This is a genomic window from Massiliimicrobium timonense (genome assembly GCF_042850985.1).
GTDB lineage: Bacteria > Bacillota_I > Bacilli_A > Erysipelotrichales > Coprobacillaceae > Allocoprobacillus.
On sequence record NZ_AP031415.1, the window covers coordinates 1,603,274 to 1,625,381 of the forward strand.

General features: G+C 31.9%; 23 protein-coding genes. 5 read left to right on the forward strand and 18 right to left on the reverse strand.

Annotated elements, in window-relative coordinates; translation table 11 throughout:
- The first annotated feature begins 82 nt into the window (after nt 1-82).
- Complete coding sequence (locus ACGHJ8_RS08395; RefSeq protein WP_211964020.1) at nt 83-415, forward strand: helix-turn-helix domain-containing protein; 333 nt, start codon at nt 83-85, stop codon at nt 413-415.
- Between the two features lie 5 nt (nt 416-420).
- Here the strand turns inward: ACGHJ8_RS08395 and ACGHJ8_RS08400 are convergent, their stop codons facing one another.
- The 3 genes from ACGHJ8_RS08400 to ACGHJ8_RS08410 all read right to left on the reverse strand — a co-directional run bounded on the left by ACGHJ8_RS08400 (nt 421) and on the right by ACGHJ8_RS08410 (nt 2,218).
- Complete coding sequence (locus tag ACGHJ8_RS08400) at nt 421-975, reverse strand: Sir2 family NAD-dependent protein deacetylase (protein ID WP_390539795.1); 555 nt, start codon at nt 973-975, stop codon at nt 421-423.
- Between the two features lie 68 nt (nt 976-1,043).
- A complete protein-coding gene (locus ACGHJ8_RS08405) occupies nt 1,044-1,721 on the reverse strand; it encodes a DNA alkylation repair protein (RefSeq protein ID WP_211964011.1) in 678 nt (225 codons plus the stop codon).
- Between the two features lie 23 nt (nt 1,722-1,744).
- A complete protein-coding gene (locus tag ACGHJ8_RS08410; RefSeq protein WP_211964009.1) occupies nt 1,745-2,218 on the reverse strand; it encodes a hypothetical protein in 474 nt (157 codons plus the stop codon).
- 211 nt (nt 2,219-2,429) lie between these two features.
- On the opposite strand from ACGHJ8_RS08410, the gene ACGHJ8_RS08415 reads away from it, so the two are divergent.
- Both ACGHJ8_RS08415 and brxF read left to right on the forward strand, forming a co-directional pair.
- Complete coding sequence (locus ACGHJ8_RS08415; protein WP_211964007.1) at nt 2,430-3,842, forward strand: ROK family protein; 1,413 nt, start codon at nt 2,430-2,432, stop codon at nt 3,840-3,842.
- 97 nt (nt 3,843-3,939) lie between these two features.
- Nucleotides 3,940-4,368: a BREX-3 system P-loop-containing protein BrxF gene (gene brxF / locus ACGHJ8_RS08420; RefSeq protein ID WP_087357895.1), complete on the forward strand. Its 429-nt coding sequence runs from the start codon at nt 3,940-3,942 to the stop codon at nt 4,366-4,368.
- An 11-nt stretch (nt 4,369-4,379) separates the two neighbouring features.
- Here brxF and ACGHJ8_RS08425 read toward each other — a convergent pair whose 3' ends face one another.
- Genes ACGHJ8_RS08425 through ACGHJ8_RS08435 form a run of 3 tightly spaced genes read right to left on the reverse strand, consistent with a single transcriptional unit; the run spans nt 4,380 to nt 7,842 of the window.
- Nucleotides 4,380-4,901 carry a class I SAM-dependent methyltransferase gene (locus ACGHJ8_RS08425; protein WP_087357894.1) on the reverse strand — a complete coding sequence of 174 codons (522 nt, stop codon included), beginning with the start codon at nt 4,899-4,901 and terminating at the stop codon, nt 4,380-4,382.
- Entirely contained in the window at nt 4,898-6,532 is a 1,635-nt protein-coding gene (locus ACGHJ8_RS08430) for a DUF4080 domain-containing protein (protein WP_390539799.1), read from the reverse strand. Before ACGHJ8_RS08430 ends, ACGHJ8_RS08425 begins: the two co-directional genes overlap by 4 nt.
- A gap of 38 nt (nt 6,533-6,570) precedes the next feature.
- Nucleotides 6,571-7,842 (reverse strand): M15 family metallopeptidase, encoded by a 1,272-nt coding sequence (locus ACGHJ8_RS08435; protein ID WP_390539801.1) that lies wholly within the window; start codon nt 7,840-7,842, stop codon nt 6,571-6,573.
- A gap of 160 nt (nt 7,843-8,002) precedes the next feature.
- Here ACGHJ8_RS08435 and ACGHJ8_RS08440 point away from each other — a divergent pair, with 160 nt between their 5' ends.
- Entirely contained in the window at nt 8,003-8,284 is a 282-nt protein-coding gene (locus ACGHJ8_RS08440; protein ID WP_087357891.1) for a hypothetical protein, read from the forward strand.
- A gap of 113 nt (nt 8,285-8,397) precedes the next feature.
- The gene (locus tag ACGHJ8_RS08445; protein WP_205088998.1) at nt 8,398-8,631 is read left to right on the forward strand and encodes a hypothetical protein; all 234 of its coding nucleotides are present in this window, start codon (nt 8,398-8,400) and stop codon (nt 8,629-8,631) included.
- Nucleotides 8,632-8,634: 3 nt separating this feature from the next.
- Here the strand turns inward: ACGHJ8_RS08445 and ACGHJ8_RS08450 are convergent, their stop codons facing one another.
- The 12 genes from ACGHJ8_RS08450 to ACGHJ8_RS08505 all read right to left on the reverse strand — a co-directional run bounded on the left by ACGHJ8_RS08450 (nt 8,635) and on the right by ACGHJ8_RS08505 (nt 22,108).
- Nucleotides 8,635-10,071 (reverse strand): alpha-amylase, encoded by a 1,437-nt coding sequence (locus ACGHJ8_RS08450; protein ID WP_390539803.1) that lies wholly within the window; start codon nt 10,069-10,071, stop codon nt 8,635-8,637.
- Between the two features lie 68 nt (nt 10,072-10,139).
- Nucleotides 10,140-10,403 carry a metal-sensing transcriptional repressor gene (locus ACGHJ8_RS08455; RefSeq protein ID WP_087358513.1) on the reverse strand — a complete coding sequence of 88 codons (264 nt, stop codon included), beginning with the start codon at nt 10,401-10,403 and terminating at the stop codon, nt 10,140-10,142.
- Nucleotides 10,403-12,886, reverse strand: a complete 2,484-nt coding sequence (locus ACGHJ8_RS08460; protein ID WP_390539806.1) for a heavy metal translocating P-type ATPase — start codon at nt 12,884-12,886, stop codon at nt 10,403-10,405. The genes ACGHJ8_RS08455 and ACGHJ8_RS08460 overlap by 1 nt, the downstream gene beginning before the upstream one ends.
- Nucleotides 12,887-12,990: 104 nt before the next feature.
- Entirely contained in the window at nt 12,991-13,956 is a 966-nt protein-coding gene (locus tag ACGHJ8_RS08465) for a D-2-hydroxyacid dehydrogenase (protein WP_390539808.1), read from the reverse strand.
- Nucleotides 13,957-13,965: 9 nt separating this feature from the next.
- Nucleotides 13,966-15,285: an aspartate kinase gene (locus ACGHJ8_RS08470; protein ID WP_390539810.1), complete on the reverse strand. Its 1,320-nt coding sequence runs from the start codon at nt 15,283-15,285 to the stop codon at nt 13,966-13,968.
- An 89-nt stretch (nt 15,286-15,374) separates the two neighbouring features.
- Nucleotides 15,375-15,953 carry a xanthine phosphoribosyltransferase gene (locus ACGHJ8_RS08475; RefSeq protein WP_087358505.1) on the reverse strand — a complete coding sequence of 193 codons (579 nt, stop codon included), beginning with the start codon at nt 15,951-15,953 and terminating at the stop codon, nt 15,375-15,377.
- Nucleotides 15,950-16,474 (reverse strand): GNAT family N-acetyltransferase, encoded by a 525-nt coding sequence (locus ACGHJ8_RS08480; protein WP_390539813.1) that lies wholly within the window; start codon nt 16,472-16,474, stop codon nt 15,950-15,952. Before ACGHJ8_RS08480 ends, ACGHJ8_RS08475 begins: the two co-directional genes overlap by 4 nt.
- Before the next feature lie 37 nt (nt 16,475-16,511).
- A complete protein-coding gene (locus tag ACGHJ8_RS08485) occupies nt 16,512-16,991 on the reverse strand; it encodes a methylated-DNA--[protein]-cysteine S-methyltransferase (RefSeq protein ID WP_390539815.1) in 480 nt (159 codons plus the stop codon).
- Nucleotides 16,984-18,306 carry an amidohydrolase gene (locus ACGHJ8_RS08490; protein ID WP_205088991.1) on the reverse strand — a complete coding sequence of 441 codons (1,323 nt, stop codon included), beginning with the start codon at nt 18,304-18,306 and terminating at the stop codon, nt 16,984-16,986. The genes ACGHJ8_RS08485 and ACGHJ8_RS08490 overlap by 8 nt, the downstream gene beginning before the upstream one ends.
- Nucleotides 18,290-19,996: an adenine deaminase C-terminal domain-containing protein gene (locus ACGHJ8_RS08495; RefSeq protein WP_390539817.1), complete on the reverse strand. Its 1,707-nt coding sequence runs from the start codon at nt 19,994-19,996 to the stop codon at nt 18,290-18,292. Before ACGHJ8_RS08495 ends, ACGHJ8_RS08490 begins: the two co-directional genes overlap by 17 nt.
- An 11-nt stretch (nt 19,997-20,007) precedes the next feature.
- Entirely contained in the window at nt 20,008-21,051 is a 1,044-nt protein-coding gene (locus ACGHJ8_RS08500; protein ID WP_224759547.1) for an ABC transporter substrate-binding protein, read from the reverse strand.
- Nucleotides 21,052-21,070: 19 nt separating this feature from the next.
- On the reverse strand, nt 21,071-22,108 hold the full coding sequence (locus ACGHJ8_RS08505; RefSeq protein WP_087936805.1) for an ABC transporter ATP-binding protein: 1,038 nt from the start codon (nt 22,106-22,108) through the stop codon (nt 21,071-21,073).

Consider the following 22,108-nt stretch of genomic DNA (forward strand, 5'->3'; position numbering starts at 1 on the left):
CTTAAATATAATTTTAACAAGTCTTATAAAAAATACAAGTACTGTCAATTATAATAGGTACTATCTTAAAGGAGAGTGCAATATGATTAAAAATTATATAGAAAATGCTCATTTTGAAGAAACAGGATTTAGCTATACATTATCATTAATATCTGGTAAACATAAAATGGTCATTCTATATTGCTTAATGGAATTTGAAATTGTTCGCTTTAATGAACTAAAACGTTATTTAAAAAATATTACTGACAAAACATTAAGCCACAATTTAAAGGAGCTGGAAAATGATAGACTTATAATCAGAAAAGAATACCCTCAAATTCCACCTAAAGTAGAATATAGTTTAAGTGAAAAAGGAAAATCTTTAATGAAGGTCTTAGATCAGCTGTGTGTCTGGGGCGAAGAACATCGTGAATAGTATTACTATTCTTTTTTTATATTCTCCAGAATCTTTCTAACATTATGAGCAGCATCTTCTTGAATTTCAATAATTTTTGCTCCACGACTTCTAGCTACTTCTCTTAAATCCACTGCAATTGCTGTATGAAATGAACAACCAATAACTAAGAAAATATCACCTGGTTTTAAATCATATACCATTTCATATGCTTTGGCATAGTTTGGTGCAGGATCACCATATAATACTGGTTTATTGTATAATGACCACGCTATATCCATTTCATCATCTTCTGGCAAACCACCATGTAATTCTAAAGCATCACTTCCTGCCTGTTTATGTAAACCATCAATATTCATGGTTATAACAGGTATCTTATATTGGGCTAAAGCAATATGAGCATCATTAGGTTTTGCTCCATTCATGTTGTCTTTTAATTGTTTAACAACTTCATTATATTCTTGATGATGTGTATTTGCATAATCTCTAAATAATTTTTCTCTAATATCTGGTCTTTCCATAAATGTAGGAATATTTGATTGTTTTGATATTCCTGCTCCTGTAAATGCTATAATTTTCATTAAGTGTCCCTCCTTTTGTTTTACATAATTATACATCATAACTAATAATCGATAAAATAAAATTCTTTTTAAAAAATCATATCATTTTTAATATACTTACTTCCCTCTTTTATACTTAAACGATGCATCTGATCATGATATTTTTCAATAAAATGTTTGACCCATTGGGGATTTGTTTTAGAATAATCTCTCAATGCCCAGCCAATAGCCTTATTAATAAAAAACTCATGACTTCCCAAATTATTGACAATAATCTTTTCTAATAACTCTGTATTTGTCTTTTCTTTTCTACATAACTGATGATCAATAGCAATTCTTCTTACCCAAAAATCTTTATCTTGTGACCATTGCAACATCAAATCATCTACTCGACAATCTTTCAAACCAATTTCTCCGATAATTCTATCAAATAAATCAATAGTATCCCACCATTGTTTGATTTGGATATATTTTTGAATATGTTCAATATCTTCATATACAAGATATTGTTTCATAGTATGTAAATAATCTCCAACAAGATATTGAAATTCTCTATGTTCATCTTTATAACATTGATCAAGAAATTGCCAATCTATAGATTTTTTCTTCTTCTCTTGTTTTAAAAAATCTTTATAAACTTGTTTTCTTTGAGGCGTAGGCAAACCATAAAAAACAAATTGATTACGCATATATAGAGCCATTTGTAAAGCTTTATCTTGATTAGCCCGTGCTTCAAACATCTCTTTTATTATCAAATATGAACTCATCATGAAACACTCCTTTGTTTTTATTATGGATTAACTGATGACTTTATTATACCATATTGATGAATATAAAGCTCGGCTCCTTTCACAAAAAAATCATGACGTTTTTGTGTCAATTCTGCTGGTTCTTCTTTCCATACCTGTTCAATCATTTCATGATGTTCCAGTAAAATCTCACATAATGACAAGGCAGAATATGACATATCATATAATTGATAGAATTGTATAATTCTTTGATCTAAGAGCTGATTATAGTGTTGTTTACTTGTATGTACCAAAGAATCTTGACATTGATAGTGACGATAATATAAACAAGGCTTACAAATATCATCTCCTTCTATTGTTAACTGACATAATAATGTTGGATTTTGAACAATAAGATTGGCTATTCTATAAAAATCATGGCCTCTTTTTTGAACAGGAACAAATCTTTCAATACCAGTTCCATATAATTTGATAATATCCATAAAATGATGTGGTTTTATTGTTATTTTCTCCATTTTTATACCTCCCATTCCATTATCTCATGTTTTCTATTTTCTATTCTTTTATTTTTATTAAGAATTTATAAATAAAGTCTTGTGAATTTGCGAATTTTTTATCAAAAAAGTCATCAAATATACATTTTGTTTAAAAAAATATTTTCTACTTTAGCAAAATCCATACCTTTTTCAATTATCCTATTATAATAAGGATAAAGGGGAGATTTTTATGGACGAATTTTTAAGAGATATACATACAATAATCTTTAAACAATGGATTCTTATACAAGATCAAAGTCATTGTCAAATTTCACTTGATGAAAACAATTCGCATATTATTAATATCAAAACAAATTATAGTTTCAGTCAAGTTATCTTTAATCCTTTAAATATTATTGAATTAAGTGTGACAAATACCATTACACAAAATATTGAATTTTATTTGCACTTTCAAATGAAAACTATGAAACATGCTACTGAATTATTTAATGAAATGATGAATAATATTTTACAGTTAGTAGAGAAACCAAAGATCAAAATACTACTTAGCTGTAGTGGTGGTTTAACAACATCTTATTTTGCTTCCAAGCTCAATGAAGCGGCACAGCTCTTAGACTATCATTATGAAGTGAAAGCTATTGGTTATACCGATTTATTTAATGTTGGTAATGATTATGATGTGATATTACTGGCTCCTCAGATTTCATTTATGCACGCAAAAGTACAAGAAATCTTAAAAGATAAGATTGTCTTAAAAATGCCTCCTCAAGTCTTTGCAAAATATGATGTTGCCAAAACATTACAAATGGTAAGACATGCTTTAGAACATCAAAAATTACCTCAACCTGTCAAAACCGAATTAACATTAAAACCATTAAAGATGATTCCTCATCAAAATACCAAAATTCTTGTTTTGTCATTATTTAGAAATAGTTTGCGTGTACATATTGCCTATCACTTATATGATGAACAAAATAAAGTCATTGCCAGCAATGAAATTATTAAATCTAAGATAAGCATGGAAGATATTTATGATGTTATTGATACTGTTTTATTACAATATACGCCTATTCAAATCATTGGTATTTCAACACCGGGTATTATTAATGATGGTTTTGTTGCTTCAACAAGTATCATAGGCTTAAATAATTTCAATATGTATCAACTGCTTAAAGACCGCTATCATCGACAAATCATTATTGACAATGATGTCAATACTGCAGCTGTTGGCTATTATGCATCGCAAAGTCAATTTTCCTCACTGATTTTTCTTTTTCAACCAAATAATCATTTTGGTGGGGCTGGTATTATTGTTAATGGGCAACTCATCAAAGGACATGCTCATATTGCTGGTGAAGTTCAATATCTCCCTTTAAATTATTCTGCACCGCCACGTACTTTAGCCAAAACACCAGAAGGTGCGTTAGAACTGGTTGCTAAAACAATTACAGCCCTGTCATCCGTGATTGGTCCTGAAGCAATTATTCTTTCATGTACTTTAATTCCTGATATTCATGAACTTCAAAAGATGTTAACGCAATACATTCCTGAAAAATATTTACCACAAATGATAAAAATCGAAAATATTCAAGAATATATTTTACTGGGACAGTTGATTTTATGTTTGCAGGATTATAAATAAAGATAAAAAATTGCTTTTTTTACGATATGCATAGAAAACGCTTACAAAAAATGCTATAATATTTTTAACAATAAAAACAGAAAAGGAGATTATAGCAATGGATTTAAATAAAAAAATAGAAGACATCAGTCAAGCAGAGTACAAACTTTTATTAATTGTTGGACAACCAGGTAGTGGAAAATCTAAAATCATTCGCCAATATAGTGAAGAAACAGGTATTCCTATTCTTGATTTAGACAAGATTTTCTATCATACTCCTAGTGAAAAACTACTTCCAGAAATGAAAAACTTTTTAACGACTTATCATCAAAAAGTCTTATTACTTGATAATAAAAAACTTCTTTATGCAAAGAATAGTCAAATTGATTTATTAGCTTTTCTTAAAGAACTATCAAAAGACATTCCAGTCGTTGCGACATGGAATGGAAAAATTGAAGATGGACAACTGTTCCATTTTCGTAATGATTCATCAGAAGACCTTATTTATTCAACTGATAACAATGATTTTAAATATATCTTATGTTAAAAAAGCAGTGATTACTGCTTTTTTTCTATTTCTATCACATAAGGTGCCTGATGCTTATTGAGCATACGAAAGCAAGATACATGAAATTGATGGGGATCAAGTTGTGAAACAAATGATTCAAGCCAGACACTTTCTTTATATCCTTCTTCATGTCCTGTATAAACAACCAGAAAAAGAGCCTGTCGCATATATTCAATCGCTTTGATCACTGCTTTTTGAGTCGAATCAAGTGTTGTTGTTATATGATGTGATGCATGAGGTAAATATCCCAAGTTAAAAATACCAACATCAAATGATTGAAAATATTGATCCATATTTTCATGACTATCCAAAATGAGCTTGACATGTGACATATGTCCTACACGTTTTTGTGTCATTTCTAATGCCTGTGGCTGTATATCAAAAGCATAAACTTGTTGACAATGCTTCGCAAGAAAAACTGTATCAAAACCATTTCCCATTGTAAAATCCACACCCGTTGCACAGTTATAAGTCAGTATTCTTTGATGTACATATTCTACCATTGTTATCATTCTTTCACCTTCTTATACATTTTCCACTGACATTGATAATCTTTATAGATAACCACAAGATATTGATTTTGTACTTCTTCTACCACTGCATATCTAAAAAGAAGTTCTTTATCTAAATGATAATGTTTAGATAACACTCTGATGACCTCTTTTCTTTGTTGTGGTGATAATGTTGAAGCATACCATCTTTTAGGTTTGACTTTGAATTGTTGTAAATAATCTATAATTAAAAAATCATGATATTGTTCTGGAAGATAACTATCTAAATAACGATAAAGTTCATCAAGTTGATAACCAATTCTCTTATAATGATTTTGATTATAAAAACAAGCCAAATCATAAAAGAAAGCAAAAGGAGAATCCACATGATCCATCACCGCATTCATTGTCTGCACAAAGCGTCCACTGTTCCAATATTTTTCCAGCATATCTTCAGCCATATGAATTTTTTCCATTTCTCCATGACTCAACCACTTATTTTCAATCATTTCATAAGGTGGTTCATTTTGATAGACATATCCATAATCCTCTGCCTGATTACGCAATGAAGTTCCTCTTAACAGCTTTAAAAAACCAAGTTGTAATTCTTTAGCACGAAAAGCAAAGACTTCATCAAAAGATTGAATAAAACGTTCATATGTTTCATAAGGTAATCCAGCAATCAAATCTAAATGCAAATCACATTTTCCATCATCCATCAACATTTTGACCACTTCACTTAAACGCTCAAAGTTTTGCATTCTTTTGACAGCTCTATTTGTTGGTTCATAAGTTGACTGAATGCCAATTTCAAAACGAAGTAATCCCTGTGGTGCATAGTCCTTTATAAAATCAATGATTTTTTGATTTAATACATCAGCATTAATTTCAAATTGAAATTGTTGTCCTGGACGATGATGCTGAAAAATATAATCTAAAATCATAATCGCATGTTTAGCATCAGCATTAAAACTACGATCAAGAAATTTAATTGTTTGTACGGGACTTTGACAGATGATATCCAACTGTTTTTTCAAATAATCTTCACTAAAGAATCTTAATCCCTGTTCTAATGAAGAAAGACAGTATTGGCATTGGAAAGGACATCCCCTGCTTGTTTCAAAATATAAAATACGTTTTCCTTGATCTTTTTGATCTTGAGATAATTGATAAGGGGAATCTAAAGATTCAACATATTTCAAATCTGCGACTGCAACAATGGAAGAAATATGATGACGGTCACTAACTCCTGGTATATCTACTATTCTATGATTTTCTATAGCCTCTAATAATTGAGGAAAAACTTCTTCCCCTTCTCCACTTATAATATAATCAACAGGAAACTGTTCTAAAAAATATGCAGGTTCATAAGTCACTTCTGGTCCACCTAAAATCATAATCATATGAGGGGCTTTTTGACGAATCATCTGACATATTTTTTCAATATACTCAATATTCCATATATAACATGAAAAAGCAATAATATCACAATTTCTTTTTAAAAGATCATCCACAATATGTTCAAGAGAATCCTTAATCGTATATTCTTTAAAATCTACATCAAAGCGATGATATGATGCCACATAAAGTAAGCGTAAGGCTAATGATGTATGAATATATTTAGAATTTAATGTTGTAATGATTGTTTTCATAAATTTCTCCTAAAAAATAATCTAGGGATATCCCTAGATTATTGTCCTTTTTGAATGTCAGGGATAATCCCTTTATTTAAGCAATATTCTTCCAATGTCCAGCCATTATTAAAGATTTCTTGAGCCGCTTCTTTACCAACATATCTAAAATGCCATGGCTCATTTGCAATTCCTGTAATATTCGCTTTATCTTCTTCGAATCTTAAAATATAGCCATATTTATAAGAATTTGCAATACACCATTTATAATCTGGTTTATAGCCAAAACGACTGTTTTCAATACCATTTAATTTATCATCAATCACAGCTTGACATGTTAAATCAACACCTAATCCTGTCTGATGCTCACTTGCTCCCGGTTCAGCCACAAGACTGGCTGCTGTGACAGAATCATATTTATCAAAATAATCATCATATGTTTCCTTTTGATGAGCATATGAACGATAAGCACTATTGACAACTAAGTCATATCCTTCTTTTTTCGCTGCATCAAACATTTCTACTAAGGCATCTGCTGCTTCTTTACGCAATCTGGCATCATCACAATCTGAAGCCACCTTCACCTTATCAGGATCAGGGTTCACTAAATCAGATGGTTCATAATCGGCTGGTAAATAGAATCCTTTTTTGACAAGTGTCAATATATCATCTGGATTTTGAATCGTATAAGACTGATCAACTTTATTTTTAGAAATAATAAATGGATATGTTGTAATAAGTACAGCATAATTGTAATTCTGACTTTCTTTATAGACTTTCATATATTGATCAATATCTGCAAAAACAAATCCTTTGACTTTCATAAAAGGTTCAATTTGAGCATAAGTATATTGTTGATCGACTAAATGTTTAACTTCATTAATGCCTGCTGTCTTTAAAACTTCCCAAATCTGATCATTAGAATAATTTAATGTTGTTAATTTAGGAACATAATTTTCAAAAATATTATCAACTGTAGAAATCACTTCAGCAACTTCCATGTTTTTATGCAAAGATAAATATTTTTCATATTCATCATAATATTGAACTTTTTCACTTTGTTTTAACCATTGTGTGATATGTTCCAGTTTATCATGAGATAAAATTTCCTCAACACCATCGCCATCTAAAGCCAAAATTTCATTTTGCTGCGCAAAAGAATATCCTTTAAAAGCCAATTGAATACGACTAAAATTAAACCAGACAACTACACCAATAATCAATATAACAACCGCACCAATAATCGCAATTCTATCCCAACGTATTCTTGAACGTCTTGATGAAGAATACGAACTATAATATGTATATCTTTTACCTCTATTAAATCTCATAATCCACCTCTTTTCTCTGCCTTATAGTTTATCATATTCATCATCATAATTCTACATTTTCAGCAAAATTCACATGATTAAAAAATGACATTTCATAATCTTGTTGCATTCTTGTTGTAATTATGTTATTTTAGTTGTTGTATATAAAGGAGGTTTCTCTATGCATTTTGTAATTTGTATGTTTATTGCATGTATCTGTCTAATTACAGCTGTACTTTTTACAGAAGTCTTTCCAAAATGGTTTAAAGCTATCCTTGCCTTACTTGGAAGTGCAACAGCTGGTTATGCAATAGCTATATTGATTAGAAAAATTGCAATGTGGACAAACGCTTTTACAAAGCCTCAGCTTTTACCTACAGCAGGTATTTGTGCTGGTATTATGCTTATTATTGTCATCATTGTTGTGTTTATTCTTCGAAAAAGAAAAGCGAAAAAAGCTTAAAAACAATCTTTATTTTATAGAGATTGTTTTTATAATCTTTAGATAAATTTAACATAGATTTCACTTATATTCTTATAAAAATGCTTATAATAACATTAAAGGATGTGAGTGATATGATATACAAAGAATATTATTTTTCTGGTTTAATGATGTCCATCATTGCCTGTTTAGGTAGTCCATTGAGTTTAATTAATTTAATTCCTCTCATAAGTGCCTATCAGTTGATTCAAAAAGCAAAAGAGAAAAATCTTCCAGATGATTTATATAAACGTTTATCTTTTCTTTTTTATATCGCAGTGACATTAACATTGATGTCAACATTTCTCTATTTAAGTTTACAGTGGTGATTTTTAATCACCACTTTTTTGCATGATATAAACACTGACACTGCCATCATTGACTGGAAAAACACCATATCCCTGCTCATCAATCTCAACTCTTTGTTGATGATGACCTAAATAATCATAAAAAATCTGATGACAATAAGATGTCCCCACATACATCTTTAAAGACCCACCTTTTTGATTGGTCATGACACAAGCCAATCCATACATTTCACGTGTCCAGCCAATGATATGACGATCATAAAAATAATCATTTTGTTGACCATAGGCATAATGTTTTCTCAAATATAAAAGTTTATCCAATATTTCATTTTGCCCTCTGATAACCGGTTTTGCAATACCATAATAATCACCATAAAAAACACATGGATAACCATCTTTTCTTAAAAGAATAAGTGCATAAGCCAAGGGCTTAAACCAATCCATCACCCATGACTGTAAACCTTGCTGGGGCTGTGTATCATGATTATCCACAAACGTTACAGCATTCATACAAGCCTTTTGAACAAGCGTTCCTTCAAATATTTTAGACATATCATATTCGCCAAAACTATGTGATGCTTCATAAAAATGATAATGTAAAGGTACATCAAAAAGTGACATTCTACCACCTACCTGTTTTAAATAATGAAGCAGTTTTTGAACATCGCCATGCCAATATTCACCAACAGTAAATAACTCTTGATGAGTATATTGACGCATACAATCAAGCCAACGACAAAAGAATGAAGCTCGAATATGCTTTAAAGCATCTAGACGAAATCCATCCAGATGAGTCGTATCCCAATACCATTTTCCCCATCTTTCCAGTTCTTCAACAACTCGAGGATGAGAAAAATCCAAATCAGCTCCCATTAAATAATCATAGTTCCCATTTTCATCATCAACCTGTGTATCCCAATTTTTATCTTGAAACAAAAAAGTTGCATGACGCTTCGTTTTCGCATCATAATCTATTCCATCAAAGCAAGTCCAGTCCCATGTAAAATCACTATATTTTTGATGTCTTTGAGGAAATGTAAATAATGTTGGTACACGAATCCATTCTTCTTGGACTTTTACATCATAACGATTTTTTTGATTCACTTCACTTGCCTTGACATCTTCATAACCATCCGCTCCCATCTTATGATTGAAAACAATATCCCCATAAACTTGAATATTATATTGGTGCAATGTTTGAATTGCCTTTAAATAATCTTCTCTTGTGCCATATTTGGTCGAAATACTTCCTTTTTGATCAAACTCACCTAAATCATATAAATCATAAACACCATAACCAACATCATTGTTTCCAGCCATACCTTTATAAGCTGGTGGCAGCCATAAAGCTGTTATACCTATATCATGAAGACGTTTAGCATCTTCTTGTATCTTTTGAAATAAAAATGGTTGAGAAGGTAAATACCATTCAAAATACTGCATTAAAACTCCTTGTTTCATATCAATGCCTCCTACTTTGAGTATAAAGAAAAAAATCAAGAACTGCAATAAACAGTCTTGATTTTTCATTATTTCATTAACTGATTAATGATATTCATCATTTCTTCAATTTTTAAATCAGCATCTTTACTGCCAATAGCATCATGAACACAATGTTGCATATGAGCACCAATAATTTCTTTATTTGCACGTTTTAAAATAGCTTGAGTTGCCATAATCTGATTAGATATATCAATGCAATAACGATCATCCTCAATCATTTTGATAATACCATCAATCTGTCCTCTGGCAGTTTTTAGTAAACGTGTAATCTGCTTTTGATCAGCTTTCATTATTCAAAACCCTTTACACTATATCCTGCATCTTCAACAGCTTTGACTAATAGACTTTCTTCTATGTCATGATCTAATTGAAGATAAGCACAATGATTTTCTAAATCAACTGTTGCTTTGACACCTTCAATACTATTTAATGCCTGTGATACATGTTTTTGACAATGAGGACACATCATTCCTTCAATATTCATTTTCTTTTCCATTTGATTAACCTCCTGTTTTTTTATTTGATTTTGATATTTTGGTTTAAAAAATCTCAGTCTCAAAGCATTGCTGACAACAAAGACTGAACTTAAACTCATAGCGGCTGCTCCAAACATAGGATCTAATAACCAGCCAAAGAATGGATAAAACAATCCGGCTGCAATAGGAATGCCAATCACATTATAGAAGAAAGCCCAGAATAGATTTTCTTTAATGTTTTTTAACACAGCATGACTCAATTCAATTGCATTGACAACATCTAATAAATCATTTTTCATTAAAACAATATCAGCAGAATCCATCGCAATATCCGTTCCTGAAGTCATCGCAATACCAACATCAGCACGCATCAATGCTGGAGCGTCATTAATACCATCTCCAACCATGATCACACGTTGATTCTGTGCCTGTAAATCACGAATATGCTTTTCTTTATCCTGTGGCAATACTTCAGCAATCACTTGAATTCCCAGTTCTTTTCCAATAGCATTGGCTGTCAAACGATTATCACCTGTCAACATATAAACGGATAATCCCATTGCCTTAAGCTGTTCAATAGCTTTTGCACTTGTTTGTTTTAAAACATCACTAACAACAATCAAGCCAATGATTTGACCATCATAAGCATAATAAAGTGGTGTCTTTCCATGATTTGATAACTGCTGTGCCAATGCTTCAACGGGTGACAAATCAATATCATGTTCTTTCATTAAACGCTGATTCCCCGATAAAATCATTTTTCCATGAATCCATCCTTTAAGACCTTTACCCGATAACATTTCAAACTGTTCCACTTTCTGCAAAGAAATCTTCTTTTCTTTTGCATAGGCAACAATTGCTTTGGCTAAAGGATGTTGTGATGAATTTTCAATAGAAGCCGCCAGTGTCAACAGTTCATCTTCACTCATATGCAATGCTTCGATTTGTGTGACTTGTGGTTTCCCTTGAGTGATAGTTCCCGTTTTATCTAAAATGATGCTCTGTGCTTTAGATAATAATTCCAGATTTTCTGCCGATTTGATTAGAATACCTAGCTGTGCACCTTTTCCTGTCCCTACCATAATAGCCGTTGGCGTCGCTAATCCTAAAGCACATGGGCATGAAATGACCAAGACTGCAATGGCACATGTCAAAGCAAAATGGAATGTCTGCTGTCCCAGTGTCATCCATAAGATAAAAGTAACCAATGAAATCACAATGACAATAGGAACAAAAATACCACTGATACGATCTGCCAGTTTAGCAATCGGAGCTTTAGAAGAACTTGCTTCCTCAACCAGTTCAATAATCTGTGATAAAGTGGCTTCTTGACTTGTATGTGTCACTTGAACTTGAATATAACCTTCAACATTCATTGTCGCACCAATCACACGATCATTGACAGTTTTATCAACAGGTAAGCTTTCTCCTGTAATCATAGACTCATCAATAGAAGTCTGCCCATCAATAATGACTCCATCCAAAGGAATGCTTTGCCCTGATTTAACAACAACAATATCTCCTACTTGAACATCTTCAATAGCGACTTCTTTTTCTTGACCATCTTTTAAGATTGTCGCCACAGATGGCATCAGATGAATCAACTTTTCAATGGCCTCAGTTGTTTTCTTTTTAGAGCGTGATTCTAAATACTTTCCTAATGAAATGAGTGTTAAAATCATTGCAGCTGATTCAAAATAAAGCTGCATCATATATTGATGAGCTTGATGAATCTGTCCATGCCCCAAATCATAACCCATCATGAAAATAGCATAAATACTATAAATCGCTGCTGCTAAAGATCCCATCGCAATCAATGTATCCATATTAGGACTACGATGCCATAATGATTTGAAACCTCTTTGAAAATAACCACGATTGATATACATAACTGGCAAAGTTAAAAAGAGCTGTGTTAAAGCAAAAACCATCATATTGCTTTCACCAACAAGGAAAGATGGTAGTGGTGCTCCCATCATATGTCCCATTGAAATATAAAACAAAGGAATCAAAAAGACAAAAGAAAGAATCAAAGATTTTTTCTTATCATCAACTGTTTCTTCTTGTTTTTGTGCTTGAACACTTTGTGTTTCCAAAGCTGCTTTATATCCTGCATCTTCAACAGCTTTTTGAATCATAGCATCATTGACTTTATTTTCATCATAATCAACGACCATACAATTGCTTAAAAGATTGACATTGACATCTTGAACACCATCTAGATGTCTCACTGCTTTATCAACATGAGCACTACATGCACTGCATGTCATCCCCATCACATCATATTTCTGTTTCATATAACACCTCCTACACCCCTGTGGGGTATATTATCATTATACACATATTTTTGTCAGATGCAAAAGAAATGATAAAAAAACTATATCAATCATGATATAGCTTATCAAAGAGTTGTATGATAACGATAACCTGTTTCAAAATCAACAAGATTTTCAAGTTCTTCTTGGGCTTTTAAATGATGCAGATTTCTAATCACAAGTTCTGTATAATAATGTCTGGCACTCTCCCAAACATATCCTCCAGATACATGTGGTGTCAATAAGACACGTTCCTGTTTCCAAAGGGGATGTGCTGGTGGTAAAGGTTCTTCCTCTAAAACATCTAATCCAACACCATAAAGATGTCCACGATTTAAGACTTCTATTAAATCAGAAGTTGCTATAGCACTGCCTCTACCTACATTAATAAGAACAGCATCCTTTTTCATACGTAATAATTTTTCTTTATCAAATAAATGATATGTTTGTAAGGATTGTGGTAAAGCTAAAACCACAAAATCTGCACGTGGTAAAACATCATCTAAAGATTCAGTTGTATAAATTTCATCCAACACATCTGGACATTTAGATTTTCTACGTTTAACACCAATGATATAACATTCAAATGCTTTTAAGCGTTTTGCAATCGTATAACCTAAATCCCCTAATCCAACAATGACAACAGTTTGACGATAAAGTTCTTTTCCCTGTTGATGAGGTTGCCATAAGCCTTGATCCATCTGATGAACATATGTCTTAAAATTCTTATTAATCGCAAAAATCATTCCCAGAGTATGTTCTGCAATAGCACAGCCATATGTACCAGAGGCATTAGCTAAAAGTGTCTGCGGTGATAGAATCCCTTCTTTAACATAAGCATCACTACCAGCACTATTTAATAAGATAGCCTGCAGATGTGGACGATGCAGATCAAGTGATAAAGGTGGATTGCCCACAATGACATCACATTGATCAACCATAACTTGTGTCACACTTTTTGCGGAGGCATATATAAAGTTATCTTCTAAAAAGCATTGTTCAATGCGTTCAAAGTTTTCTTTTTGTAATGGAGCTAACATTAAAACTTTCATAACAATCCTCTATTCATTTACAATAAATTCACGATAAATAGCTTTAATAGCTGGTTTAAAATAGCAGTTACGTACCCCAATAATAATATTTAACTCACTTGATCCCTGATCAATCATTTTAATATTAATATTTTCTTTAGCCAAAGCTTTAAAGACACGTGCTGCTGTTCCTCGACTGGCTTTCATTCCTCTACCCACAACCGCAATCAAAGCCAAATCTGATTCCAATACAATAGAATCTGGATGAACTTGACGATGTAATCCTGCTAAAATATCCTGTTCCTTATCAATAAATTCCTCCGTATTCACAATAACTGTCATCGTATCAATTCCTGAAGGCATATGCTCAAAAGAAAGATGATGATCTTCAAAAACCTGTAAAACTTTACGACCAAAACCAATTTCCGAATTCATCATATCTTTTTCAATCATGACTGTCGCAAAACCTTGCTTTCCTGCAATTCCTGTAATCACATGTGTTGGTTTGTGACAAGTACTTTCAACAATGAGTGTTCCCTGATCTTCGGGACGATTTGTATTTTTAATATGAATAGGAATTCCTTCTTTACGTACAGGAAAGACTGAATTTTCATGAAGAACAGAAGCCCCCATATAAGACAATTCTCTTAATTCTTTATATGTAATAGTTTCAATCACATCTGGATTTTTAACAATACGAGGATCAGCAATCAAAAACCCTGATACATCCGTCCAGTTTTCATATAAATCTACTTTTCCATTTTTCGCAACAATAGAGCCTGTTACATCAGATCCACCCCTTGAAAATGCCTTAATTTTACCACTTCCATCATTGAGTGAACCATAAAAGCCAGGAATCACAGCATAGGGTGTTTCAGATAGTTTTTGTGAAAGAATCGCATCCGTCTTTTTGACATCATAACGTCCTTCTTGGTCAATAAATATAACATCTTTAGGATCAATAAATTCAAAACCTAGATAAGCTGCTAATATTCGACCATTTAAATATTCGCCACGACTCACAACATAGTCTTCACTAACACCATTTTCTAAAGCTTTTTGAATAATCGTAAACTCATCTTCTAAAGACAAATCTAATTGTAAACCCTCAATAATATCTAAGAAACGCTCTTTCATTTGGTCAAAGTATAAATGAAATTCATTTTTTGTTTTCGCATAAAAAATATTATATAACAAATCTGTGACCTTTGTATCTTCTTTAAATCTTTTTCCGGGTGCACTTGGCACAACAAAGCGTCTTTCTGGATCACTTTTAATAATATTATATACTTTTTGAAACTGGGTAGCATCCGCTAAAGAAGAACCCCCAAATTTTACAACTTTACTCATCAAACCCCTCCATTTCTAACAATAGGATACATGATTATGAAATTTTATTCAATATTTAAAGAAAAAATATCCCATTTCTGAGATATTTTCTATCTAAAAACAATTTCTCCCTTGATATCATCCATATGATCAATGATAGCTAAAGATTCTAAATGATAGCCTAATTCTCTAATCTTCTTTCCACCACTTTGGTATCCTTTTTCAATCACAATACCAATCCCTTCTACAGTTGCACCAGCTTGATGAATCAAATCAATTAACCCTAAGACAGCACAACCATTGGCTAGAAAATCATCAATAATTAAAACATGATCATTTTCATTTAAATACTGTTTTGAAATCACAACATCATTTGTATTTTGATGTGTAAATGATTCTACTGTTGTATGATATAATTCATCAGAGATATTTGATGATTTTGATTTTTTTGCAAAGACAACAGGTACATTTTGAAAATGTCTGGCTGTCATAACAGCTACACCAATACCACTGGCTTCAATCGTTAAAATTTTATTAATGGGATGTTTTTGAAAAAGTGTTTGAAACTCTTTTCCCATTTCATCTAAAAATGCGACATCAATCTGATGATTTAAAAAACTATCTACTTTTAAAATATTTCCTTTTTTTACAATACCTTCTCTAATAATTTTTTCTTCTAACGCTTTCATAATTCTCCCTTTTGTTGATAAACAATTTTAAATATTTCTTTTTTTATCATTTGATATTGTTGATCATCCATGACTTTTGGATATGTCATGAATGTCAATTGAACTGAATGATCATTTTCTCTAAATGTAGGTTGTATATACTGATAAGGATTTAAAACAAATCCCATTCTTTCATAAAACTGGATACGTTTTCGAGATATTTCATCATGAGGAACTTCCACTTCTAAAAATAAGAATTTATCTTTATACAAATGACAAAATTGTTGTAGAAAGTATGTTCCTAATCCTTGACCACGCATCTTTGTTTCAATTGCAAAGTTTTCTAAATAAACACAATTTTCTAATTCCCATACAATCATTGCCCCTTGTAACTCATTATGATCATATTTTGCATAAATGCTAAATAGATTTTGTTGAAATAACTTTTTCATCTGTTCATAGGGTCTTAACTCTTCCAATACAAAAGATCGCTGAAATAAATGATAAACATCATCAAACTGTGATATAGATATTTTCTCCATTGTTTCACCACCTTATATCCATTCTAGCATAATCCATTCAGGATACCAAGTCTGCTTGTTCAAGTTGTAATAAAAATATCTTGACATCAATGTCTTTTCCATAGCCACCTAATTTTTGTGATGAACCAATGACACGATGACATGGTATAAGCAGTGAAAATGGGCATTCACGCAAAGCACTTCCAACAGCCCTATAAGCCCGCGGATGTCCAATCTTTTCAGCAATATCACGATAGCTTCTTGTTTGACCATATGGAATGTCCATAACAGCCTGCCAAACTTTCTTTTGAAAAGCTGTTCCTTTTAAAAATATATAATGGAAATCAAAAGTTTGTCTTCTTTTTTGAAAATATTCTTCAAGCTGCTTGGCTATATTTTTTAAACACTTTGTATTTTCGTAAATACCATTTTCTAAAAGGATTGGTTGACCACAATAAATAATGGCTTGATCTTTACAGGCAATCATTATTTTCCCAATAGGAAATGTATACTGATAATAATAAATTGTCTTATTCATCTGGCATTTCTTTGGCATATTCTAAAGCTTTTTTCGAAAAAGTCTGAGATGCCTTTTGAAGATTTTGTTTCAAATCAAAAAGTTTTTCTAATTGTAATTTCTTATGACGAACCAGACATTTTCCATTGACAAAAACAGTATCTACCTGGCTTGGATTGGCACTATAAACCAGTGCTGAATAAGGATCATAAAGTGGATACATATTCACTGAATCTGTTTCAACAATGATAAAATCAGCTTTTTTACCCACTTCTAATGAACCAACCAGATGATCAATATGTAAGGCTTTTGCACCATGAATAGTTGCTAAAGAAAGGATATCCTGTGCATGAAATGCGCCACGATCATGATTCACAGTTTTATGAACACAGGCAATCATTTTCAACATTGAAAAGAGCTCTAAAGTATTCCCACTTGATGGTCCATCTGTCCCTAGACCAACACTCACACCATTTTCTAATAGTTCTTTTAAAGGCATAACTCCTTTTGCTGCTTTTAAATTAGAAACCAAACAATGTGCAATACCACTCTTATTTTTTTGAATTAACTTTATATCATCATTATTGATATGAATACAATGCGCTAGAATAACATTTTGATCCAATAAATCATAATGATCTAAAAATGCTGTTGGTGTCATGTGATACTCTTTTTGGAAATAATCCATCTCATAATCCAATTCACTGGCATGCAATGATAAAGGTACATTGTATTGTGTTGCCAATTGATGAGCAAGCTGAAGATGTTCTAAATCATTTGTATTTGTTGCATGTGGCGCAATAAATGGAACAATCAATGGATGATTTTTCCATCGAGGTATAAACCATCGACAATAATCTAATCCCCCATAAGCTTCTTGACTATCACAGCTAGGGAAATCAACAATCGTTTCTCCAACAAAACCTCTCATTTTCATTTCATCAGCTGCTTTTGCGACTTCATCTTCAAAATAATACATATCCATAAATGTTGTAATCCCTGACAACAACATTTCAGCCATAGCATACTTGGAGCTATGATAAACAAGATCAGCCGTCATATATTTGGATTCCAATGGAAATAAGAAGCGACGTAAGCGATCAGGACAATCATCACCTAGCCCACGAAAAGGAATCATTCCTAGATGCGTATGGATATTAATCATACCTGGTAATAAAATACCATGATGTCCATCTATGCATTGATCATATTTTTGTACACATGTTTTCCCTATTTCAATTATATTTTCATCATCAATGAGCATTTGTCCATCTTCAATGACATCAAAATGTTCATTCATTGTTAAAATTGTTACATTTTTAATCAATGTTCTCATAACTGTCCTCCATGAGTGGCACAATTGTCTGATGATAAGTATCCAACATCCCATAATCAGTCACTTTCAGTTCTGGTGAAACAGGTAAAGATAATGTGGATAATGACATAATCACATTATCATGAACATATCCTAAATCTTCCATCGCTTTTCTGACTTGTCGTAAATCTTGAGCTAATTCTTTTAATGACTGATCACTGACAATACCACCAATATTTAATACAGTGTTGGCTTGAATTTTTTGATTTTGAACAACCAGATATCCACCTTGTTGTTGGAGAAGCTGATGCTGTGCAATAACCATATCTTCAATACTATTACCTAAAATCATGATATTATGATGATCATGTGCCCAGCTTGTCGCAACTGCCCCTTTTGTTTGTAATGTATTTTTCACCAAAGCATGTGTAATATGTCCATTTTTTTGATATCTTTCAAAAATAGTCAATAAGCAAAGTCCCGCACTTTGATAATCTACATAGCCGTCTTTGACTGGTAATTTCATCTGCAGATGCTTTGTAAAAGTGGAATGTGGCTGTACTTCCATAACATGACAAAGAACTTCTTTTTTTGATGATGGTATCATAAAATCTTCATTCTTTGCTTGTCTGGCATAAAGTGAATGGTAAAACTCTTGTGGAAAGTGTGACTGTTGTTCTTGGATTTCTATTTGTTTTGTTTGATGATAAACACATTGTCCTTTTTTATACACACTATCAATAGAAAAAGAATATAAATCATCCAATAAGATAAAATCCGCTATTTTCCCTGGGGCAATACATCCACGATCAATCATATGCATACGTCTAGCTGGTGTATAAGTGGCACAATAAATAGCTTTTTCAATTGGCATACCTAAATCATAAGCTAATTTGACCAAAAGATTCAAATGTCCCTGCTCTAACTGGTCAGCCATCACATCATCCGTCACCAATGCAAAATATTCATAAAATTGATGTTCTACCAATGTACGAATTGTATCTGCATTCATTGATTTTCTTTGAATTTCCAGAAACATACCATTTTTTATCTTTTCAACAATGGATTCTGGTGTCTGTTGGGTATGATCTGCATCAACACCCTGATAAATATATCGTGCTAAATCAAGTCCCGTAATTTTAGGACAATGTCCTTCAATAGGTAACTGCCATCTTTTTTCATGACAGGCTTGAATAATCTGATTAATGAGTGTATCTTGCCCACCAATCAAATCTTTAAAGTTCATGACTTCACCCAAGCATAAAATACGAGGATTCTCTAAAAGCTGTTTGACATCATCTACATCTATTTTTCCTCCTGTTGTTTCCAAATGTTCATTGGTAGAAGGAACAGAAGAAGGAATTCCATAAAAAATATCCAATGTTGTGTCATTGGATATCATCGTTTCAATTCCACGTATTCCAAAAACATTCGCTATCTCATGTGGGTCAGCAACCACTGTTGTGACCCCATGAGGTAATACTGCTTTGGAAAATTCACCAGGAACTGTCATAGAACTTTCAATATGCATATGAATATCAATCAACCCAGGAATCATGTACTTACCTTGTCCATCAATCACTTTTTGACTTTCAAGTGGTTCATCATCACAAATATAATAAAATTTATCTTCTTGAATATAAACATTCTTTTTTTCAAAACTTTGTGTAAATGTATTATAAACCTGTACGTTTTTGATGAGTTGATTCATGACAATATCTCCTAACTATTTAAAATACGTGTCCATTGATCAACCCAATCCTCTAATAGTGGATTGACAAATTTGAAATCAATAACTTTAGCTCTAGCAGCTACATCACCATAAGTTTTATTAAGTGCTTCTTCTTCAGTTAATTCAACTGTTTTATTTGTAGGTGCTTCATTCAAATCAGAAACAGCATCTTTATATTGTAAATCTTTGCTTAAACGCCAATCAATATATTTATATGCTAAATCTTTATTGTCTGAATTTTTATTCACTTCAATTGTATTAAAGTTTGCATATGTTCCTGATTCAGGTACTACATATTCACAATTTTCATTATTTTTTTGAATTAAACTTACACCAAAGTCAGCAACAACAGCAACTGAAATTTCTCCAGCACTGAACATATTTGTTAAATCTGAAGATTTTGTATATGTTTTCACAATATTTGGTTTTAATTCTTCTAAAGCTTCAAATGCAGCTTTTCCATTATCAGATGTAATATCTACACCTTTATAATCACTTGCAATATGTACCATTGCTGGTCCAAAAGTTGTTGTAATTTCAGGAATAGAAATTTGACCTTTTAAACGACTATCCCATAAATCATTCCATTCTTTAATTTCAAATCCAGTTGCTTCCTTATCATAAATAATACCAATACTATTTAAAGTATAAGGAACACCATATCCATTATCATCTTTTAGCTTAGACGCTGCATCAATTAAATCTTTCGCATTTCCAATTTTACTATAATCTAATTTTTCAAATAAATCAGCTGCATATCCTTTTTGTGCTTCTGCCTGAGATAATTCAATAATATCAACATCAGAATTTGGATTATTAGCAAATTTTGTGTAACGATCTGAAGTTCCACCTTCTTCTACAACAATTTCACAATTGTTTTCTTTTTCAAATGGTTCGTAAACATCTTTTTGTACAATATCAGCATTTAATCCCCATGTTGATACAACTAATTTTTGAGTATCACTCCCACTGTTGCTAGAACATCCTACTAAAACCATAGCTCCAGCCATTAAACCAACTAATAATTTTTTCACTTTTTTCTACCTTCCTTTCCTAAACTAAGACAATTTTATTTGCTGGTAAATGCATTTGAATAGTATCACCCTGTTTATAAACTGTTGCATTTCCACCATTAACAACAAGTTTACCAATAGGTGTTTCCACTTCATATTGATAACTCTTTCCAAGGAATGTTCTCACTGTAACATTTCCTGTAATCATATTATCATATTTATCAGCAGATGTTACGATTTCAATATCATCAGGACGAATTGTCCCTTTGCATGTTTCTAAATCGCCATCATTGTCCACTTTCATGATTTCACCCTTTTGATTTTGATATTGGTGATCTTGAACTTTTGTTAAATCAAAGAAATTTTCAAATCCTATAAATCTTGCAACAAACTCTGTTTTTGGACGAGAGTAAATATTTTCAGGTGTATCGTATTGTTCAATAACACCATTATTCATAACTGCTACCTTATCAGAAATAGAGAAACACTCTTCTTGATCATGTGTAACAAAAATCGTTGTAATTCCTAATTTTTTCTGTAATCTTTTAATTTCAACACGCATTTGAATACGTAATTTCGCATCCAGATTACTTAATGGTTCATCTAGTAATAAAAGTTTTGGCTCAATGACAAGTGCTCTTGCTAAAGCAACACGCTGACGTTGACCCCCTGATAATTGTTTAGGTAAACGATCTGTTAATCCTTCCAAATCACAAACTTCAACAACTTCATTGATTTTAGCTTCCATTTGAGCTTTATCCATTTTTCTTAATTTTAATCCAAACGCAATATTTTCTTTAACTGTTAAATGTGGAAACAAAGCATAACTTTGGAAAACCAATCCAAAATTTCTTTTATGAACAGGAACCTTTGTCATATCTTCACCATCTAAAATGAAGTTTCCTTCCTGAGGATCAATAAATCCTGCAACCACACGTAAAGTTGTTGTTTTTCCACAACCAGAAGGTCCAAGCAAAGAGACTAATTCTCCTTTTTCAATATCTAAGTTTAACCCCTGTAAAATATAATTTTTCTGATGATATGCAACTGCAATATCTTTTAAGCTTAAAAACGCCAT

Coding starts and splice junctions, on each gene's coding strand:
- ACGHJ8_RS08395 (WP_211964020.1), top strand. CDS start 83: ATGATTAAAAATTATATAGAAAATGCTCATTTTGAAGAAACAGGATTT.
- ACGHJ8_RS08400 (WP_390539795.1), bottom strand. CDS start 975: ATGAAAATTATAGCATTTACAGGAGCAGGAATATCAAAACAATCAAAT.
- ACGHJ8_RS08405 (WP_211964011.1), bottom strand. CDS start 1,721: ATGAGTTCATATTTGATAATAAAAGAGATGTTTGAAGCACGGGCTAAT.
- ACGHJ8_RS08410 (WP_211964009.1), bottom strand. CDS start 2,218: ATGGAGAAAATAACAATAAAACCACATCATTTTATGGATATTATCAAA.
- ACGHJ8_RS08415 (WP_211964007.1), top strand. CDS start 2,430: ATGGACGAATTTTTAAGAGATATACATACAATAATCTTTAAACAATGG.
- brxF (WP_087357895.1), top strand. CDS start 3,940: ATGGATTTAAATAAAAAAATAGAAGACATCAGTCAAGCAGAGTACAAA.
- ACGHJ8_RS08425 (WP_087357894.1), bottom strand. CDS start 4,901: ATGATAACAATGGTAGAATATGTACATCAAAGAATACTGACTTATAAC.
- ACGHJ8_RS08430 (WP_390539799.1), bottom strand. CDS start 6,532: ATGAAAACAATCATTACAACATTAAATTCTAAATATATTCATACATCA.
- ACGHJ8_RS08435 (WP_390539801.1), bottom strand. CDS start 7,842: ATGAGATTTAATAGAGGTAAAAGATATACATATTATAGTTCGTATTCT.
- ACGHJ8_RS08440 (WP_087357891.1), top strand. CDS start 8,003: ATGCATTTTGTAATTTGTATGTTTATTGCATGTATCTGTCTAATTACA.
- ACGHJ8_RS08445 (WP_205088998.1), top strand. CDS start 8,398: ATGATATACAAAGAATATTATTTTTCTGGTTTAATGATGTCCATCATT.
- ACGHJ8_RS08450 (WP_390539803.1), bottom strand. CDS start 10,071: ATGAAACAAGGAGTTTTAATGCAGTATTTTGAATGGTATTTACCTTCT.
- ACGHJ8_RS08455 (WP_087358513.1), bottom strand. CDS start 10,403: ATGAAAGCTGATCAAAAGCAGATTACACGTTTACTAAAAACTGCCAGA.
- ACGHJ8_RS08460 (WP_390539806.1), bottom strand. CDS start 12,886: ATGAAACAGAAATATGATGTGATGGGGATGACATGCAGTGCATGTAGT.
- ACGHJ8_RS08465 (WP_390539808.1), bottom strand. CDS start 13,956: ATGAAAGTTTTAATGTTAGCTCCATTACAAAAAGAAAACTTTGAACGC.
- ACGHJ8_RS08470 (WP_390539810.1), bottom strand. CDS start 15,285: ATGAGTAAAGTTGTAAAATTTGGGGGTTCTTCTTTAGCGGATGCTACC.
- ACGHJ8_RS08475 (WP_087358505.1), bottom strand. CDS start 15,953: ATGAAAGCGTTAGAAGAAAAAATTATTAGAGAAGGTATTGTAAAAAAA.
- ACGHJ8_RS08480 (WP_390539813.1), bottom strand. CDS start 16,474: ATGGAGAAAATATCTATATCACAGTTTGATGATGTTTATCATTTATTT.
- ACGHJ8_RS08485 (WP_390539815.1), bottom strand. CDS start 16,991: ATGAATAAGACAATTTATTATTATCAGTATACATTTCCTATTGGGAAA.
- ACGHJ8_RS08490 (WP_205088991.1), bottom strand. CDS start 18,306: ATGAGAACATTGATTAAAAATGTAACAATTTTAACAATGAATGAACAT.
- ACGHJ8_RS08495 (WP_390539817.1), bottom strand. CDS start 19,996: ATGAATCAACTCATCAAAAACGTACAGGTTTATAATACATTTACACAA.
- ACGHJ8_RS08505 (WP_087936805.1), bottom strand. CDS start 22,108: ATGGCGTTTTTAAGCTTAAAAGATATTGCAGTTGCATATCATCAGAAA.